The organism is Gordonia sp. C13 (genome assembly GCF_023218005.1).
GTDB classification, from domain to species: domain Bacteria; phylum Actinomycetota; class Actinomycetes; order Mycobacteriales; family Mycobacteriaceae; genus Gordonia; species Gordonia namibiensis.
Genome location: NZ_JALPSY010000006.1, coordinates 197,755 through 215,310, shown reverse-complemented (window position 1 = coordinate 215,310; position 17,556 = coordinate 197,755). Strand labels below are relative to the sequence as shown.

Here is a 17,556-nt window from a genome sequence, read left to right as displayed (position 1 = left end):
CGGGTCAGTACGACTAGACGGCGCCGGCGAAACCGTTCTGCCGCCACGCCTCGTAGACGACGATGCTCGCCGCGTTGGCGAGGTTGTGCGATCGACGACCGGCGAGCATCGGGATGCGCACCCGGTCGGTGACCTCGGGTTCGGCGAGCACCTCGTCGGGCAGACCCGTGGGTTCCGGACCGAACAGCAGCACATCGCCGGGCCGGTAGTCGACGTCGGTGTGATAGCGCTCCGCATGTGCGGTGAACGCGAACACGCGCTCGGGCTTCAGTGTGGTCCACGCCGTCACCAGGTTGGGATGCACGGTCACGGTGGCCATCTCGTGATAGTCCAGCCCCGCCCGCTTGACCTGGGCGTCGGACATCGAGAACCCCAACGGCTCGATGAGGTGCAGTTCGCACCCGGTGTTGGCGGCCAGCCGGATCGCGTTTCCGGTGTTCGGCGGGATACAGGGCTGATAGAACATGATCCGGAACATGATGTGCTCAGCGTAGTCGCCGGGCTCGACGCCGATGACAGCGCGCGGAGGTCCGCTACAGGTCGAACCCCGTGTTCGCCCCGCACAGCACGATGCACAGCGTCGAATCCGGTTCCGGGCGAACCGCTCCGGTGGTCACCGCGGCGACGGCCGCGGCGGTGCCGTGTTCGACGAGGATGCGGTGCGAGTCCCACAGCATCCGCCGCGCGTCGAAGAGTTGGGCGTCGGTCACCAGCACGCTGTCGACGTCGGGGCGCTGCGCGGCGGTCTCCCAGCAGATGTCGCCGACGCGGGTGGCGCCGAGGGAGTCGGCGGCGACGCTCTCGAGTTCGACCGGGACCGGTGCCCCCGCCGCCCGTGCCTGGTGGAGACAGGAGGCCCCGAGGGGTTCGGCGCCCACGAGCCGATCGCCGGGACGCAGCGTCGCCGCGAGACCGGCCAGCAGGCCGCCTCCGCCGACGCAGACCACGGTGGTGAGCGGACCGGGAAAGTCCTCGGTCATCTCGAGGCCGATCGTGCCCGCGCCCGCGACGATGTCGGGCAGGTCGTAGGCGTGCAGAGCTAACGCGCCGGTGGTCGCGGCCAGTTCGCCTGCGGCGTCGGCGGCGTCCTGATATCGCAGCCCGACGAGATGGACCTGCGCGCCCAGGGTGCGCAACGTCTGGACCTTGACCTCGGGCGCGGTCTCCGGGATCACGACGGTGCACGGCACGCCGGCTATCCGTGCGGCCCACGCCGCGCCGATCGCCGCGTTGCCTCCGGACGCGACGAGGACGCCGGCGTCGGTCAGCGCTCCCTGGGCGCGTGCGTGCAGCGTCGCCCACAGGCTTCCCCGCACCTTGAAACAGCCGCCGAGCTGGAGGTATTCGAGTTTGAACACGACGTCGCGGGGGCCGTCGACGGTCTCGATGACGGTGCGCAGTGTCGGTGTCCGCCGCAGGAGAGGGGAGATGGTTGCCGCAGCGAGGTCGACGTCGGCCCGTGTTGCTCTCACGGCACTGACAGTAGTGGCTCACATCGCAGTCGTCGTGGATGGAAGAATGTCGGGCGTGACCGCGATACGACTTGACGGCAAGACCACGCGCGACGAGATCTTCGCAGATCTCACCGAACGGGTGAACACACTGCGCGAGGCGGGCATCACCCCCGGTCTGGGCACCGTGCTCGTCGGTGACGACCCGGGCTCGCATTCCTATGTGAAGGGCAAGCATTCGGACTGCGCCCGCATCGGGGTCGCCTCCATCCGCAAGGATCTGCCGGCCGACGCCACCACCGAGCAGCTCAACGCGGCGATCGACGAACTGAACGCCGACCCGGCCTGCACCGGGTACATCGTGCAGCTGCCGCTGCCCAAGCACCTCGACGAGAACGCGGCGCTCGAGCGGATCGATCCGCTCAAGGACGCCGACGGACTGCACCCGATCAACCTCGGTCGCCTGGTCCTGGGCAAGGAGTCGACGCTCCCGTGCACGCCGCGCGGCGTCATCCATCTCCTCCGTCGTTACGACATCCCGATCGCCGGTGCGCGCGTCACCGTCGTGGGTCGCGGCGTCACCATCGGCCGGCCGATCGGCCTGCTGCTGACACGGCGTAGCGAGAACGCCACCGTCACCCTCTGCCACACCGGCACCGCCGATCTCCGGTCCGAGGTCGAGCGCGCCGACATCGTCGTCGCGGCTGCCGGCGTCCCGCATCTGATCACCAAGGACATGGTGAAGCCGGGTGCCGCGGTCATCGACGTGGGCGTCAGCCGAACCGACGACGGCCTCGTCGGCGACGTCCATCCCGACGTGTGGGAGGTCGCCGGACACGTCTCGCCGAACCCCGGCGGGGTCGGACCGCTCACGCGTGCCTTCCTGCTCGTCAACGTCGTCGAACGGGCCGAGCAGCAACTCGCCGCCCAGCAGGCCGCCACCGGAGCCGTCGCCGGCGTTGAGGGCGGCGGCACGGCGTGAGCCCGGACGAGCCGCGGGTCGGTCCGGCGGGTGCGGATGTGCCCTCGTCGGATCCGAATCGGCTGCGGCCGCCGGCCCCCGGTGACGGACATCACGACGCCGCACCCGGGCCCGAGCCGGTGCAGGGGGTGCGCGCTGTTCTCGTCCAGATCCCGTACCTGCTGGTCATGCTGGGTGTCCTGGCAGCAGCGCTGCTCGTCATGTTCGACCGTTGGCGCCGCGGATCCTTCGTGTTCGGCACGGCACTTCTCGTCGGAGCACTGCTCCGTGCGTTCATCCCGGCGTCCCAGGCGGGATTACTGCAGGTCAGAGGAAAATTATTCGATGTGTCCGTGATGGCGACGGTCGGCGGCGTAATGCTCTGGCTCGCCACGTCGATCGACTCTTTGGGCACGGATTGATTACAATAGAGACCTGCGCGTGACCTTCAGGCCGAGTGGTCGCGCCTGACCAGGCAACTCTCTCTGCCGAGCACTGAGTACGACGCTGGGGCAGACGCACCGACCGCTGGAGTACGTATCACTGCAACACCGACCGATGACCATGTGAATGAAGTGACGTCGATGGGCGTGTCGGCAGGCGCCGGCATGATCCACTACGTCCTGCTGACGCGTGACGATCTCGGCCGCAGCGTGGTGGATTCCCGCGTCATCGACGTCGACCCGGCCGACGGCCTCGACGGCGCGGGTCGAGTCAATGCCGGAATCGACGTCATGCTCGGCGCCGCCCGTGAGGCCGACGCCCGGGTGGGGCCGATCGGCGTGGCCGCGCGTACCCCCGCCCAACGACGCCATCTGCGATCACGGGGGAGCGGGCCGCGCCGCCAGATCCGTCTGGTCGCCGAGGACGAGGCGGTGGTCGCCTGCCTCGCCGACACCGGCGAGATCGATCGTTTCTCCACCGCCGTTGTCGTCGACTGCGGCGACACCGGCATGTCGATCTACACCGTCGATCCGAGCAGTCGCCGGATTACCGGGCTCGAACGCTCGACGGTCCTCAGCGGACGTCGCCTCGACCGCGCCATCGCCGCGAACCTCACCGCAGACAACCCATCGCTCGGTGAGGCCGCTCGGACACGCGCCGGACGCAGCGAACTGCTCAGTGCCTGCCGGACCGCCAAAGAAGAGATCGCCTACGGACACCCGGGAGCCGGTTCCGACGGCCCCTCGGTGGCCCTCCCCGGCGGCGCGGGACGGGTCGCGCTGACCGAGTCTCAGGTGGCGAACGCGGTCGCACCGATGGTCCGCGAGGCACGCGAGGTGTTCGACCGCTACGTCGCCGAGGCGTCCGCTCGTGGCGTCACCCCGGATGCGGTGGTCTTCGTCGGTGGTCTCGCCAATCTGCCCGCGGTCCGCGACATGGCCCGCGGCCACGACTTCGACACGGTGTGCCCGTCGACCCCGGAACTGGTCGCGGCGACCGGGGCGGCACTTCTGGCCGGCGAAACCTATTCGGGCACAACCCGACTCGCCTTCATCGGCGGGCAGCGGCAGCGCGAGTGGTTGTCGGCCACACCGCTCGCCGCCGCGGGCGCGATCATCGCCGCGGTCCTGATCACCTTCTACGCGATCAGCTCGTCGTTCGCCGACCGCGACGTCCCCGAGCCGTCATCGACGGTCGGCAGCGTCCCCGCGGTCGCCACATCGAGCGAGCAGAGCTCGGAGCCGGTGCCGACGACCGAGGCCCCGGTGACGCAGGTTCCGGACCAACCGGTCGAACAGACCTACGAGCAGCCCGTCCAACCGCTGCAGCCGGCGGAACCGCCGGCATGGAACGAACAGCCGGGCTGGGCCACCACCGAGTTGCCGCCGACCGCGCCGTCGACCGGGACGACCAGCACGCGCACGCTGTCACCGTTCCCGTGGCCGACGCTGCCGTTCGCGCCGGGCTCGACGCCGCCCCCGATCCCGCCGACCCTGCTGCCCAAGGAGATCCGGCCGCGCAACACCACGCCGGCTCCGCCGCCGCTGACCCAGCCGACGCCGTACCAGTCGGCACCCAGTCAGTCGTCGGGGTCGTCGCCCAGTGACGAGACGCCGCAATCCGGAGCCGTTCGCACGGCACCCCCGGCGTCGTCGAGTACCCCGGTCCCCGTCCCGCGCTGAGCGCTGGCGGCCGGTTACTGGAATCCGGGAGGGCCGGGATCAGGCGTCGCGGCGTGCGAGCTCGACAGTGCGCTTGAGCAGGTCGCTGATGGCGTCGAACTCGGTGAGGAAGCCGTCGTGTCCGGTGTCCGATCGCACGACCTGCAGGCCGCCGACGCAGTTGCCCAGTTCTTCGGCGAGCTCGGCCTGTAACCGCAACGGGTACAGGCGATCCGAGTCGATTCCGCCGACGATGACCGGGACCTTGCACTCGTTGAGCGCCTTCTTGATGCCGCCGCGGTTGCGGCCGACGTCGTGATGGTTGAGGACCTCGGTGAGCACCACGTAGCTGCCCGGGTCGAAGCGCTGCATCAGCTTCGACGCCTGATGCTCGAGGTAGCTCTGCACGGCGTAACGACCGCCGAGCAACGGCTGCTCGTCGCCCTGCGGTTTGTTCTCGAACCGCTCGTCGAGCTCGGGTTCGCTGCGGTAGGACAGGTGTGCGATCTGGCGGGCGATGCCCATGCCGGTCAGCGGTGTCTGTCCGGTTCCGTGGTAGTTGCCGCCTTGCCAGGCCGGGTCGGACTTGATGGCGGCGATCTGTGTGGTCTGGATGCCGATCTGGTCGGCGGTGGCGCGGGCGCCGACTGCCAGCACCAGTGCGCTACGGACGCGATCGGGGTACTCGATGGCCCACTCGAGCGCGCGGGCACCACCCATCGAACCGCCGAGAACTGCTCCGACGCTGCGGATTCCGAGGCGGTCGAGGAGTGCGACCTCGGCGCGGACCTGGTCGAGCACGGTGATCTGCGGGAAGCGTGAACCCCAGGGTCGACCGTCGGTGGCGAGGGACCCAGGACCCGTCGATCCCTTGCACCCACCGAGCACGTTGGCCGAGATGACGCACCACTCGTCGGTGTCGATCGCCTGGCCCGGGCCGATGAGGCCGTCCCACCAACCGGGCGTCTCGTGCTCGGCGTCGGCGGGACCGGTGACGTGGGAGTCGCCGGTGAGGGCATGCAGGGTGAGGATGACGTTGTCGCGGGACGGCGACAACGTCCCCCAGCGCTGGAACGCCAGGGTGACGTTGTCGATCCGTTCACCGCTGTCGAGAGGCAGTGAGCCGATGCTCATGCCGACGAGCTTCCCGTCCGGGACCGATTCCCAGTCGGGCTGATCAGACGCTTGCGCGTTCAGGTCGATACTCACCGACAAAACTGCCTCACCTGTCCTATTTGGCGGCTGCGAAGCCCTGTTCGAGGTCCGCCAGGATGTCGTCGATTCCCTCGATACCCACGGCCAGGCGCACCAGGCCCGGGGTGACACCCGCGGCGAGCTGCTCCTCCGGGGTCAGCTGGCTGTGGGTGGTCGAGGCCGGATGGATGACCAGGGAACGGACGTCGCCGATGTTGGCCACATGGCTGTGCAGGCTCAGGGCGTCGACGAACTTCTTGCCCGCGTCCACACCGCCGTTGATCTCGAAGGCGATGATCGCACCCTGGCCCTTGGGGGCGAGTTCCTGGCCGCGCTGGTACCACGGCGAGGACTCGAGGCCGGCGTAGGCGACGGACTCGACCTGGGCGTGGCCCTCCAGGAACTTCGCGACCTTCTGCGCGTTCGAGACGTGGCGCTCGATGCGCAGGCTCAAGGTCTCGAGACCCTGGGCGAGCAGGAAGGCGTTGAACGGGGCGATTGCCGCACCGGTGTCGCGCAGCCACTGGACGCGGGCCTTCAGGGCGTAGGCCGGAGCGCCGAGGTCGGCGAAGACCGCACCGTGGTAGCTGGGGTCCGGGGTGGTGAAGCCGGGGAACAGGTCCTTGCCGTCACGCTGGACGCGCCAGTCGAAGGTGCCGCCGTCGACGATCACGCCGCCGATAGCGGTGCCGTGGCCGCCGATGTACTTGGTGGCCGAGTGGACGACGACGTCGGCGCCGTGGGCCAGCGGATTGATCAGGTACGGGGTGGCGACGGTGTTGTCGATGATCAGCGGCAGGCCGTTGCGGTGTGCGACCTCCGAGATGCCCTTGATGTCGAGGATCTCGTTGTTGGGGTTGGAGATCGACTCGCCGTACAGCGCCCGGGTGTTGTCCTTGATGGCGGCCTGCCACGACGCGGGGTCCTCGGGATCCTCGACGAAGCTCACCTCGACGCCCAGCTTCGGCAGGGTGTAGTGGAAGAGGTTGTAGGTGCCGCCGTACAGACGGGGGCTCGACACCACGTGACCGCCGGTCTCGACGATGTTCAGGATCGCGTAGGTCTCGGCGGCCTGACCCGACGCGACGAGCAGAGCCGCGACGCCACCCTCCAGGGCCGCGATCCGCTGCTCGACCGCATCCTGGGTCGGGTTCATGATGCGGGTGTAGATGTTGCCCGGCTCCGCGAGACCGAAGAGGTTCGCCGCATGCTGCGTGTCGTTGAAGACGTAGGAGGTGGTCTGGTAGATCGGCAGCGCCCGAGCGTTGGTGGCTGCATCGGCAGCCTGGCCTACGTGGACCTGCTTGGTCTCGAAGCTCCAGTTGTCGGCTGGATTGGTGCCTTCGTTGGCATCAGACATGACTGTTGATCACTTTCTACGGTCGGCAGGGCCAAACTCGACCCTGTTGGGGTCCGACCTTCGGACCCGCGCTTGCCGGGGCTTCGCTTCCGCGATCCCACAACCCGGTCATCACCCGGAGCACCCCACCGCGGTTGGAGGGTTGCCGATCAGCTAGCCGGGGCTTGTCGCTGATACTCATGACCTGGCGACAAGGATATAACACGGATGTGAGTGCCAGAGAACCCTCCCGGTCACGCCGAATCGAAGTCCTCGTCAGCCACCCGAACCGTGTAGTGGACGTGTCCTCCGAGCGGGTGAAATCGGCGGATGAGCAGCGTGAATCACCTGTTCAGAATCGTTAGCATTTCTCAGCGTCCTGTCAGGTTCGCTTTCTCCCCTTAGAGTTCCGGTCAACCCCGGTGAAGACGCCTCTTCATCCCTGAAGCGTGTCCGGGAGTGGTGAGGAGTGGGCCTCGTGGGGGCAATGGAGCATCTCAGGTCGCGTCGGACGTCGTTTCTGATCGCAACCGCGACCGGCGTGGCGGTCGCCGCATCTTTCGGCTTGGTCGGCGGTGTCCCGGAAGCGAAAGCGGACTCGTGTGGCGCGGGTGCGGTCGTCATCGTGGGCGGCACCAACGACCCGGAGGGGCAGCACCTCGTCGGCGTCAAACAGCGCTACACCGGGCTCGGCCCCGACAACAGCCCCGACCCGAACTCCCCGTACGCCGGCGAGGGCGCCTACAAGGTCATCTACGCCGACTATCCGACGACCCTGTGGCCCCTGGGAGCGACGGGTTATGACTCGGGTGTCGCGCAGGGGACCGCGGCAACCAAGTCGGCGATTGCCGGTTATCAGTCACAGTGTCAGGGCAAGCCCGTCGTCGTGGCCGGCTATTCGCAGGGCGCCCGCGTCGCCGGCGACGTGCTGTCCGAGATCGGGAACGGCACGGTCGGCGAGATCGCCGCGATCGACGAGAACGGCGAGCCGATCCTCGACGACGAGGGCAACCCGGTCATGGTGACCATCGACCCGGACGTCATCAGCGGCGAGCTGTATTCCGATCCGCGGCGCGCCGGCGACAAGACCGGGCGAGGTATCGAGCTGTCGCTGATCGGTGTGATCCCCGGTCTGACGATGTCGGGCCCGCGCGGCGCGAACGGTGCGGACGCGGGATTCGGGACGGTCTCCGATCGCGTGGTCTCGGTGTGCATCGACGGCGACCCCATCTGCGACCTGCCGGACCCGCTGTACGACCCCATCGGTGCCATCGACGGCATCCTCGGATACCAGACGAAGCACTTCCTCTATCCATGGGCGATGTACCGCGACCCCGCCTCGCAGTGGGATACGCGGCCGGTCTCGTGCAGCGGCACGGGGACCCCGTCCGGGACGGTCTGCATGGTGGGGGCGAAGTCGGCGTTCGCCGAGCTGGTCCAGGGCTGGGCGAAGGACATCGGGTACACCGGCGAGATCGGCGACTTCCTGTCCGGCCGTCCGACGATCGGCCTGCCGCTCGGCATCACGCTGGCCAATCTGCAACCCGTCGTGCGGCTGGTCCAGGGTTTCCTGCCCCCGCTGCCGCAACTCGGTTACGGCGCCTACCTGCCCGACCTCTTCGTGTTCGAGGACATCCTGCAGGGCATCGTCAGTCTGTCCCCGGCACGACTCATGCGCGGTGTGACTGCTCTCGCGGACAGCGTGCGCAGCATCGTGCTGCTGCCGGTGAACTTCGTGCGGTACTGGGCGGGCGCGATCGTCGGACCGTCGATCACCTCGCAGCCGAACACCCTTGCACTGCCGGCCGACGATGACTCCTCGGCATCGGTGGCGCTGGCCCGGTTCGTCGCCACGGTCGACGACGATCCCGAGACCACGGCTCCAGAAGTCGAGGCGTCGGGCAGCGGTAGCGGTTCGCCCGCGGTCACCGAGGTGGCCGACGGTCAGTCGATCGGCGACCCGTCTGCGGGCACGGACACCTCGGCGCCGGTCACCGACCACGACAACACCCCGGCCGGTGGTGGAGACGGGACCGACTCGTCGACCGGCGGCACCGACCCGGGCGTCACGCGGTCGGAGACCGACTCGTCGGCCGGGCCGTCGTCGGATGACGGCGCCTCGGGTGCGGGTGGTCCTGACAGCGACACCGACGATTCCGGCAGCACCGACTCCGGGGCCTCGGATTCGAGCGGTTCCGATAGCGGCTCCGGCTCGGGCTCCGGGGGCTCGGATTCGAGCGCTTCCGGCGGCGGCGACAGCAGTAGCGGAGGTTCGAAGTCGGACTCCGGTGGCAGTGGCTCGGATTCCAGCAGCTCCGACGGCAGCGGTGGCGGTTCGGACAGTTCTTCCGGCGGTGATTCCGGCTCGGAGTAGGCGCTGTACAACGACTGGTCGTTTGCTGTGTGAACGAACTCACCGGCCGCCGGGGAATGGTGGTGCCGGAGTGCCGGTTGGCATGAGGCGTGCCTGAAGCCCCCACGACGACCACCGGTGCACCGGACGACCTCGCCATCGACGTGCTCGACGACGCGACGTCGGACGTCGCAGAGCGCCCCTCCTCGGGGATCTCGAGCAGAGCCCGCAGGCTGACCATCCTCGCGCTCGCCCTCGGCGGTTTCGGAATCGGAACCACCGAGTTCGTCGCGATGGGTCTGCTGCCGAACATCGCCGGTTCACTCGGTGTCTCCGAACCCACCGCCGGTCACGTCATCTCGGCCTACGCACTCGGTGTGGTGGTGGGCGCTCCGCTGATCGCCGCACTCACGGCGCGGATGTCGCGGCGGGTCCTGCTGATCTCCCTGATGGTGGCGTTCACCGTCGGAAACCTCGCCACCGTCCTGGCGCCGTCGTACGGGCTCCTCCTGGTGGCGCGATTCGTCGCCGGTCTCCCGCACGGCGCGTACTTCGGCGTCGCGGCGCTGGTCGCTGCGCACATGGCAGGTCCGCGGAATCGGGCCAAGGCAGTCGGGCAGGTGATGCTCGGCCTGTCGGTCGCGAACGTCGTCGGCGTGCCTGCTGCGGCCTGGCTGGGGGAGACGTTCGGTTGGCGCACCGCGTTCGCGATCGTCGTCGTCATCGGCGTCGCGACGGTCGTTTCGCTGATCCGCGTGCTGCCGAGCCTGTCGGGCATGACGATCACCGACCCGCTGACCGAACTCGGCGCGCTCCGGCGATCGCAGGTGTGGTTCACCCTGGTGATCGGTGTCGTCGGCTTCGGCGGGATGTTCGCCTTTTACACGTACCTGAACTCGGCCCTCACCTCGGTGACGGGACTGCCGGTCTCGGTCGTCCCGATCGCCTTGATGCTGTACGGGCTGGGCATGGTGACCGGCAACTTCGTCGGCGGCTGGGCGGCCGACCGCAACGTCTCGACCGCGATTCTCGCCGGGCTGTCCACCAGTGCGGTAACGCTCGCCGCCTTCGCCGTACTCGCCGAGAATGCCTGGGCAGCACTCATACTCACGTATCTCGTCGCGCTGACCGGTACGACCATGATCCCCGCGCTACAGACACGCCTCATGGACGTCGCGGCCGACGCCCAGACGTTGGCCGCCGCCCTCAACCACTCGGCGCTCAACATCGCCAACGCCGCAGGTGCGTTCCTCGGGGGCGTGGTGGTCGGTGCAGGGTGGGGATTCCTGTCACCGGCGGTGATCGGCGCCGTCCTGGCAGTCGCCGGCATCGCGGTCGCGGTCGTCGCGTTTGTGACCGCGCGAACGCGCCCGGTAGTCGCTTGAGGGGGAGTCAGCCGTTGGTCGGCGGCGTCGCGATCGTCTTCGACAGGTAGAGCGGTTCGCCGAGCTTGTTGATCAGCTCGAGCTGCGTTTCGAGGTAGTCGATGTGCTCTTCTTCGTCTGCGAGGATCTTCTCAAGGAGGTTCGCGCTGGTGATGTCACCCTTCTCGCGGCACATCGCGACGCCCGGGCGCAGGCGTTCGACGACCTCGACCTCGATCGCCATGTCCGACTCGAACTGTTCGCGGATGGACTGACCGATGCGCAGCGGCAGCAGGCGCTGGTAGTTGGGCAGCGCATCGAGGAAGAGGATGCGGTCGGTGAGAATCTCCGCGTGAGTCATCTCCTCAATGGACTCGGCGCGGGTCTTGGCGGCGATCTCCGTGAGACCCCAGCTCTCCTGCATCTTCGCGTGGAGGAAGTACTGGTTGATCGCGGTCAGCTCACTTGTGAGCTGCTCGTTGAGAAGAGCAATGACCTCGTCGTCGCCACGCATTTGACAGCCTCCCGTTAGCCGAACACTTGTAGTGATGAAGCTAACACGGCAAAACGCCCCGCGCGCGTCACTCGCGCGAGGTTGTTGCTGGAGTTGTCGGAATCAGATCATGCAGCGCTCGTCGAGGTGGCCAGCCTTTCACTCAGGATGCTGTCGAGCTTCTCCAAGCAGGTGCCGCAGCCCTCGCCCGCGCCACAGCGGTCGCTGATGTCGTCGACGGTGTACGCACCGGCATCGCAGTGCTCATGAACCTCGTCGACGGTGACCGCGCGGCAAATACAAACGAACATCTCGGGACCTACCTCGTGCCTGGATTAGGTAATGCTTACATACCTCTTCCGGGGTGCGCAAGGGTTGCCTTACCTCTTTTTCGTCTCATTCCGAGACGTCGCGCAACCGTTCTCGAAACAGTGCAGCGGGCGTCGGCTTGTCGGACCGCATCCGTAGGATGTGGCCCCGTGCCACTCTCCATCTCCACGGTCAACGTCAACGGAATCCGCGCGGCGGTCAAGCATCGTTCCGAAACCAACCGCGGCTTCCTGCCCTGGTTGGAGGACTCGTCGCTCGACGTCGTACTGCTGCAGGAGGTGCGCGCGAGCGAGGATCTCGCCCGCGACGCGCTGGCCCCTGCCCTCGACGCCGGATGGCATCTCACGATGAACGAGTCGTCGGTCAAGGGGCACGCCGGTGTCGGCGTGCTGACCCGCACCGAGCCGGCCGCGGTCCGGTTCGGCTTCGGGAGTGCGGAGTTCGACGATCTCGGCCGCTACCTCGAGGTCGACCTCGACTCCGACCTCGGGCCGGTGACCGCGGCCAGTCTGTACCTCCCGAAGGGGGCGGCGCGCACCGACGCCGAGAAGGACATCGCCAAATACGAGGAGAAGGTGCGGTTCCTCGACGAGTTCGGCGCCCACCTCGGTCGGCTCGTCCGCAGCGGCAGCCACGTCGTCGTCGGCGGCGACTGGAACATCGCCCACGCCGAGGCGGACATCAAGAACTGGAAGGGCAACCTGAAGAGTCCGGGCTTCCTGCCGCATGAGCGCGCGTGGGTGGGCGGTCTCCTGGAATCCGGCTGGCACGACGTCACCCGTGAGCTCTATCCCGGTGAGAGCGGCCCGTACTCGTGGTGGTCGTGGCGCGGCAAGGCGTTCGACAACGATTCCGGCTGGCGGATCGACTACCAGCTCACCAACCGCTCGCTCGCCGAGCGTGCGGTGAAGGCGACGGTCGACCGGGCTGCTGCATACGACCTGCGCTGGTCCGATCACGCGCCGGTCACCGTTGTCTACGAGTGAGGCGGGCGCCCGCGTAAAAGGGCTTTGCGCGTGGTGCGAAAATGGACCAATGAGTTCTGACGTCCCCGCACGCCCCCGCGTACTGTCGGGAATCCAGCCGACCAGCGATTCCTTCCACCTCGGCAACTACCTGGGTGCGGTTCGACAGTGGGTGGCCCTGCAGGACGATTTCGAGGCGTTCTACTTCATCCCGGACATGCATGCCATCACGGCGTCCTTCGATCCGAAGACACTGGCCGAGCGCACGCGGCTGTCGGTCGCGCAGTTGCTGGCCGTCGGCGTGGACCCCGAGCGCTCCACGATCTACGTTCAGTCGCACATCCCGGAGATCGCCGAGCTGACCTGGGTGCTGTCGTGCATCACCGGTTTCGGTGAGGCGAGCCGGATGACGCAGTTCAAGGACAAGTCGGCCAAGCAGGGCGTCGACGCCGCCAGCGTCGGCCTGTTCACCTATCCGATCCTGATGGCCGCGGACATCCTCGCGTTCCAGGTGGATCAGGTGCCGGTGGGTGAGGACCAGCGTCAGCACCTCGAACTCACCCGCGATCTCGCGCAGCGGTTCAACTCGCGGTTCGGCAAGGTCCTCAAGGTTCCCCAGGCGTACATCGTCAAGGAATTCGCCAAGATCTACGACCTGCAGAACCCGACCGCGAAGATGAGCAAGTCCGCCGAGACCGACAAGGGTCTCATCAATCTGCTCGACGAGCCGAAGAAGTCCGCCAAGAAGATCCGTTCGGCGGTGACCGACACCGAGACCGAGATCCGCTTCGACCCGGAGAACAAGCCCGGTGTCAGTAACCTGCTGACCATCCAGTCGGCGTTGAGCGGTACCCCGGTGGACGTCCTCGTCGACAAGTACCAGGGCAAGGGATACGGCGACCTGAAGGTCGAGACCGCCGACATCCTCGCCGAGTTCGTCACCCCGCTGCGCGGCCGCGTCACCGAGTACATGGACGATCCCGCGCAGCTCGACGTGATCCTCGCACGGGGCGCGGAGCGCGCCCGGTCGGTGGCCTCGGCGACCCTCGAGTCGGTCTATGACAAGGTGGGTTTCCTGTCACCGAGGCGCTGACACGGTCCTGAGTCCGGCGCCCTCGGCAACCCGACGAGGAGGCGTGCGGTGAGTTCGGTGGTCGATTCGGGGAAGTCGCTTGCAACGCGGGCGAAGTCGATCTACGTGGACCGGCGCGAACGCTGGCCGTGGCTTGACCATCTACTCCGAACCGTCGATCGCTACAACGACCGTCGCGGCAATCTGTATGCCGCGAGCATCAGCTTCAACGGCATCCTCGCGTTGGTCCCGATCATCATGGTCGCGTTCGCGGTTGCCGGCTTCGTGCTGGCCCGGCAGCCGGAGATGTTGCAGACCATCCAGGACGCAGTCGTGGAGAAGATGCCGGGGCAGCTGGGCGACCAGGTCTCCGACATCATCACCTCGGCCATCGACTCCCGCACCACGGTCGGTGTCGTCGGTCTTCTCGGTGCGGCGTTCACCGGCATCGGCTGGATCTCCGGCGTCCGCGCCGGAATGACCGAGATGTGGGGCGGCCGCGTTCAACGCAACGCGGTCATGTCGAAGGTGTGGGACCTCGTGACTTTCGCCGGCCTCGGCGTGGCCTTCGCCGTGACAATGGCGATCACCGCGCTGGGCAACTCGGGTCTCACGCAGACGGTCCTGGGGTGGGTGGCTCTCGATGACGCGTCGTGGGCGCCGATCCTCGTCCGCGCGGTGTCGATCGCCGTGTCGATCCTCGCCACCTGGGCGTTGTTCACCTTCATCATGGCCCGACTCCCGTTGGTGCAGTTGCCCTTCCGCAACACCCTCAAGGCCGGTCTGATCACCGCGGTCGCATTCGAGATCGTCAAGACGGTCGGCGGCCTCTACCTCCAGTCGGTGCTGAGCAGCCCGGCGGGCGTGGCGTTCGGTCCGATCCTCGGCGTCATGGTGTTCGCCTACCTCGCATCGCGCATCGTGCTCTACGCAGCCGCGTGGTGCGCAACCGATCCGGCGAACGCCGAGTTCCAGGTCGAGGAGGACCCGGACGCGGAACTGCATCGGCCCGTGGTCATCTCACCGACCGTCGAGGTCAGTCCGACGCCGCGGCCCGCGGCACTCGCAGCCGCCGCGGGCGTCGGTGCGGGGATCATCGTGCTGATCGGATGGTTGTCGAGTCGAACGCGCTGAGCGGGAACGGGTCTGATCCGTCACCTACGTCCGAAGAGCCTCAATCCCACCAGCAAGAGGACCACGGCGGCGAGGGCTGCGAGGAGTCCGATGAGGATGCGGACCGAGATGGGTGAGGCGGCGTCGGAACCCGTGCTCGCGAGGTGGGAGTCCGCCGACGACGCGGCGCGCGGTGCGGTGGTTTCGACTGCCTCCCCGGATGATTCGACGAGGCGTCCAACCGAGATGTTCGGGTCGGCTCGGAAACCGTACTCGAACATCTCCCGCGCCTGGTCCCAGTACATGTCGCCCTCGACCGAAAGTCCGTACATCTGGACGACGAGGATGCGGCGTCCGTCGCGTTCGGCCGCGCCGACGTAGGTCTTGCGGGCGTCGTCGGTGTATCCGGTCTTGCCGCCGAGCATGCCCGGATAACCGTCCACCAGAAGGCGGTTGCTGCTGTACATGTCGTACGCCGGATGGTCCTTGTCGCCGGGCACATCGGGTCGGCGGGGATACCCGGGGAACCGGAAGGTGGGCTTGGTGATCAACTCCCGGAAGGTCTCCTGTGCCATGGCTTCCCGGTAGATCAGGGCGAGGTCGTACGGCGAGGAGGACATCCCGGCGGCGTCGAGACCCGACGGGCTGGCCGCGCGGGTGTCGGCGGCGCCCAGCTCGCGGGCGCGTTCGTTCATCTTCTCCAGCGTGGTCTCCACACCGCCGAGTTCGCGCGCGAGGGCGTTGGCGCAGTCGTTGCCCGACACCATGAGCAGTCCGGTCAACAGGTCGCGGACGGAGTAGCGACCGCCGGGCCCCATCCCGCAGGAGTCGCCCTCGGTGCTCCAGTCCTCGGCGCTCGGGACGACCGTCGCATCGAGATCGAGCTCGTCGAGCACGATGAGCGCGAGCAGCACCTTGATCGTAGACGCCGGCCGGTACCGCCCGTGCGGATCCTTGGCCGCGATGACGTTGCCCGAGTCGAGGTCGGCGATCAGCCACCCGGCCGAGGTGAGCCGAGGGGGGACCGGACCCGCGGCGGGATCGGCGACGACGCCGCAGTACCCGAGGTCCTCGCCCCCGATCGGCGGGGTGGGGACCGGCAGCGGGGGCGGGGTCGTCGAACCGGGTGCGACGACCTCGGACTCGTCGACGGCCGGTGGGGTGCCGGTCTTGTGCGGACAGTGGTCGGTGACGGGCGTCGTGAAGGCCGGCGGCCCACCGGTCGGGACGGGAACCGCGCCGGCTCGTCCGACACTTGTCGGACCTGCGGCGATCATGCACAGCAGCAGCCCGAGGAGGGCGGCGACGAACGCCGTTGAGGTCCGGCGAGTCCACCCCGAGGTCACCGACCGCACGTTACCAGCGCAACCGCGCAGGCTCAGGACGCGCGGAGCGGCCGTGTCCGACGTTCGGCCGCGTGGACTACAGCAGCGAGTACGCCTGGCCCAGTACCGACCGCAGGATCTGCTCGATCTCGTCGAACTCGGCCTGGCCCGCGATGAGCGGTGGGGCGAGCTGCACGACGGGGTCGCCGCGGTCGTCGGCGCGGCAGTAGAGCCCGGCGTCGAACAGTGCGGTGGAGAGGAATCCGCGCAGGATGCGCTCGGACTCGGCCGCCGTGAACGTCTCCTTGGTGGCCTTGTCCTTCACGAGTTCGATCCCGTAGAAGTACCCCTCGCCGCGTACGTCGCCGACGATCGGCAGGTCGTGGAGCTTCTCGAGGGTCGTCCGGAACGCCGGTGCCTGGGTCTTGACGTGCTCGTTGAGGCCCTCGCGCTCGAAGATGTCGAGGTTGGCCAGCGCGACTGCCGCCGACACCGGGTGCCCGCCGAAGGTGTAACCGTGCGCGAACGTCGTGGTGCCGTCGCGGAACGGTTCGAACAGGCGGTCGCTGGCGATCATCGCGCCGATCGGGGAGTAGCCCGATGTCATGCCCTTGGCGCAGGTGATGATGTCGGGGACATAACCGAAGTCGTCGCAGGCGAACATCGACCCGATGCGGCCGAACGCGCAGATCACCTCGTCGGAGACCAAGAGAACGTCGTACTCGTCGCAGATCTCGCGGACCCGCTCGAAATAGCCGGGCGGCGGCGGGAAGCACCCGCCGGCGTTCTGGACGGGCTCGAGGAAGACCGCCGCCACCGTGTCCGGGCCCTCGAACTCGATCGCCTCGGCGATGCGGTCGGCGGCCCAGCGGCCGAACTTCTTCGGGTCGGCGGACATGTCGTCGGCCGCCCGGTAGATGTTGGTGTTCGGCACGCGGAAGGCCCCGGGCGTCAACGGCTCGAAGGCCTCCTTGAGGGCCGGCACACCGGTGATGGCGAGGGCGCCCTGCGGTGTGCCGTGGTAGGCGACCGCACGCGAGATCACCTTGTGCTTACCGGGTTTCCCGACGAGCTTGAAGTACTGCTTGGCCAGCTTCCAAGCGCTCTCGACGGCTTCGCCGCCACCGGTGGTAAAGAAGACTCGGTTGAGGTCGCCGGGTGCATAGGCGGCGAGGCGTTCGGCGAGTTCGATCGCCGGGGGAGTCGCGTACGACCACAACGGGAAGAACGCGAGATCCTTGGCCTGCCTGGCGGCGGCCTCGGCCAGTTCCTCCCGACCGTGACCCACTTGCACGACGAAGAGTCCGGCGAGCGCGTCGAGGTAGCTGCGTCCCTGATCGTCGAAGATGCGCATACCCTCGCCGCGGGTGATCACCGGCGGCGTGATGGCGTCGCCGTGCCGGGCGAAGTGTCCCCAGAGATGCGCCGCACTGCGCTCGCCGAGCGACCGGGCGGAATCGGGTGGTGTCGAGGGTGCGGTCAGTGTCATCG

16 protein-coding genes and 1 riboswitch are annotated in these 17,556 nt (G+C 67.9%); of the genes, 8 read left to right on the top strand and 8 right to left on the bottom strand.

What is annotated here, in order from left to right; translation table 11 throughout:
• Window positions 1-13 precede the first annotated feature (13 nt).
• On the bottom strand, window positions 14-478 hold the full coding sequence (locus M1L58_RS07950; RefSeq protein ID WP_005195904.1) for a tRNA (cytidine(34)-2'-O)-methyltransferase: 465 nt from the start codon (window positions 476-478) through the stop codon (window positions 14-16).
• Window positions 479-533: 55 nt separating this feature from the next.
• Window positions 534-1,472 carry a serine/threonine dehydratase gene (locus M1L58_RS07945; protein WP_248658451.1) on the bottom strand — a complete coding sequence of 313 codons (939 nt, stop codon included), beginning with the start codon at window positions 1,470-1,472 and terminating at the stop codon, window positions 534-536.
• A 55-nt stretch (window positions 1,473-1,527) separates the two neighbouring features.
• Between M1L58_RS07945 and M1L58_RS07940 the strand changes: the two genes are divergently transcribed.
• The 3 genes from M1L58_RS07940 to M1L58_RS07930 all read left to right on the top strand — a co-directional run bounded on the left by M1L58_RS07940 (window position 1,528) and on the right by M1L58_RS07930 (window position 4,538).
• Window positions 1,528-2,433: a bifunctional methylenetetrahydrofolate dehydrogenase/methenyltetrahydrofolate cyclohydrolase gene (locus tag M1L58_RS07940; protein WP_217997544.1), complete on the top strand. Its 906-nt coding sequence runs from the start codon at window positions 1,528-1,530 to the stop codon at window positions 2,431-2,433.
• A gap of 119 nt (window positions 2,434-2,552) precedes the next feature.
• Complete coding sequence (locus M1L58_RS07935) at window positions 2,553-2,834, top strand: DUF3017 domain-containing protein (RefSeq protein ID WP_154882920.1); 282 nt, start codon at window positions 2,553-2,555, stop codon at window positions 2,832-2,834.
• 162 nt (window positions 2,835-2,996) lie between these two features.
• The gene (locus tag M1L58_RS07930) at window positions 2,997-4,538 is read left to right on the top strand and encodes a hypothetical protein (protein ID WP_248658467.1); all 1,542 of its coding nucleotides are present in this window, start codon (window positions 2,997-2,999) and stop codon (window positions 4,536-4,538) included.
• A 39-nt stretch (window positions 4,539-4,577) separates the two neighbouring features.
• On the opposite strand, the gene metX is transcribed toward M1L58_RS07930, so the two are convergent.
• Together metX and M1L58_RS07920 are read right to left on the bottom strand one after the other, a co-directional pair.
• Complete coding sequence (gene metX / locus M1L58_RS07925) at window positions 4,578-5,732, bottom strand: homoserine O-acetyltransferase MetX (protein ID WP_248658450.1); 1,155 nt, start codon at window positions 5,730-5,732, stop codon at window positions 4,578-4,580.
• A 16-nt stretch (window positions 5,733-5,748) separates the two neighbouring features.
• Window positions 5,749-7,071 (bottom strand): bifunctional o-acetylhomoserine/o-acetylserine sulfhydrylase, encoded by a 1,323-nt coding sequence (locus M1L58_RS07920; protein ID WP_248658449.1) that lies wholly within the window; start codon window positions 7,069-7,071, stop codon window positions 5,749-5,751.
• A 63-nt stretch (window positions 7,072-7,134) separates the two neighbouring features.
• Window positions 7,135-7,256, bottom strand: a riboswitch (SAM riboswitch).
• A 272-nt stretch (window positions 7,257-7,528) separates the two neighbouring features.
• On the opposite strand from M1L58_RS07920, the gene M1L58_RS07915 reads away from it, so the two are divergent.
• Together M1L58_RS07915 and M1L58_RS07910 are read left to right on the top strand one after the other, a co-directional pair.
• Entirely contained in the window at window positions 7,529-9,424 is a 1,896-nt protein-coding gene (locus M1L58_RS07915; RefSeq protein ID WP_248658448.1) for a cutinase family protein, read from the top strand.
• 89 nt (window positions 9,425-9,513) lie between these two features.
• Complete coding sequence (locus tag M1L58_RS07910) at window positions 9,514-10,788, top strand: MFS transporter (RefSeq protein ID WP_248658447.1); 1,275 nt, start codon at window positions 9,514-9,516, stop codon at window positions 10,786-10,788.
• A gap of 7 nt (window positions 10,789-10,795) precedes the next feature.
• Here the strand turns inward: M1L58_RS07910 and bfr are convergent, their stop codons facing one another.
• Together bfr and M1L58_RS07900 are read right to left on the bottom strand one after the other, a co-directional pair.
• Complete coding sequence (gene bfr / locus M1L58_RS07905) at window positions 10,796-11,281, bottom strand: bacterioferritin (RefSeq protein WP_005195922.1); 486 nt, start codon at window positions 11,279-11,281, stop codon at window positions 10,796-10,798.
• Between the two features lie 107 nt (window positions 11,282-11,388).
• Entirely contained in the window at window positions 11,389-11,571 is a 183-nt protein-coding gene (locus M1L58_RS07900; protein ID WP_006865961.1) for a (2Fe-2S)-binding protein, read from the bottom strand.
• 168 nt (window positions 11,572-11,739) lie between these two features.
• Here M1L58_RS07900 and M1L58_RS07895 point away from each other — a divergent pair, with 168 nt between their 5' ends.
• From M1L58_RS07895 to yhjD, 3 genes are read left to right on the top strand one after another with little or no spacing between them, the layout of a single operon-like run.
• Window positions 11,740-12,576: an exodeoxyribonuclease III gene (locus M1L58_RS07895; protein WP_248658446.1), complete on the top strand. Its 837-nt coding sequence runs from the start codon at window positions 11,740-11,742 to the stop codon at window positions 12,574-12,576.
• Between the two features lie 49 nt (window positions 12,577-12,625).
• Entirely contained in the window at window positions 12,626-13,648 is a 1,023-nt protein-coding gene (gene trpS, locus M1L58_RS07890; RefSeq protein ID WP_248658445.1) for a tryptophan--tRNA ligase, read from the top strand.
• A 48-nt stretch (window positions 13,649-13,696) separates the two neighbouring features.
• Window positions 13,697-14,761 (top strand): inner membrane protein YhjD, encoded by a 1,065-nt coding sequence (yhjD, locus tag M1L58_RS07885; RefSeq protein ID WP_248658444.1) that lies wholly within the window; start codon window positions 13,697-13,699, stop codon window positions 14,759-14,761.
• Window positions 14,762-14,781: 20 nt separating this feature from the next.
• Here the strand turns inward: yhjD and M1L58_RS07880 are convergent, their stop codons facing one another.
• Both M1L58_RS07880 and M1L58_RS07875 read right to left on the bottom strand, forming a co-directional pair.
• Window positions 14,782-16,086, bottom strand: a complete 1,305-nt coding sequence (locus tag M1L58_RS07880; RefSeq protein WP_248658443.1) for a D-alanyl-D-alanine carboxypeptidase family protein — start codon at window positions 16,084-16,086, stop codon at window positions 14,782-14,784.
• Between the two features lie 76 nt (window positions 16,087-16,162).
• Complete coding sequence (locus tag M1L58_RS07875) at window positions 16,163-17,554, bottom strand: aspartate aminotransferase family protein (RefSeq protein WP_042376729.1); 1,392 nt, start codon at window positions 17,552-17,554, stop codon at window positions 16,163-16,165.
• Between the last annotated feature and the right edge of the window lie 2 nt (window positions 17,555-17,556).

Excerpts from the sequence above, each read along its gene's own strand:
- M1L58_RS07920 (WP_248658449.1), bottom strand. The coding sequence starts at position 7,071 with ATGTCTGATGCCAACGAAGGCACCAATCCAGCCGACAACTGGAGCTTC.
- M1L58_RS07900 (WP_006865961.1), bottom strand. The coding sequence starts at position 11,571 with ATGTTCGTTTGTATTTGCCGCGCGGTCACCGTCGACGAGGTTCATGAG.
- M1L58_RS07930 (WP_248658467.1), top strand. The coding sequence starts at position 2,997 with ATGGGCGTGTCGGCAGGCGCCGGCATGATCCACTACGTCCTGCTGACG.
- bfr (WP_005195922.1), bottom strand. The coding sequence starts at position 11,281 with ATGCGTGGCGACGACGAGGTCATTGCTCTTCTCAACGAGCAGCTCACA.
- trpS (WP_248658445.1), top strand. The coding sequence starts at position 12,626 with ATGAGTTCTGACGTCCCCGCACGCCCCCGCGTACTGTCGGGAATCCAG.
- M1L58_RS07875 (WP_042376729.1), bottom strand. The coding sequence starts at position 17,554 with ATGACACTGACCGCACCCTCGACACCACCCGATTCCGCCCGGTCGCTC.
- M1L58_RS07950 (WP_005195904.1), bottom strand. The coding sequence starts at position 478 with ATGTTCCGGATCATGTTCTATCAGCCCTGTATCCCGCCGAACACCGGA.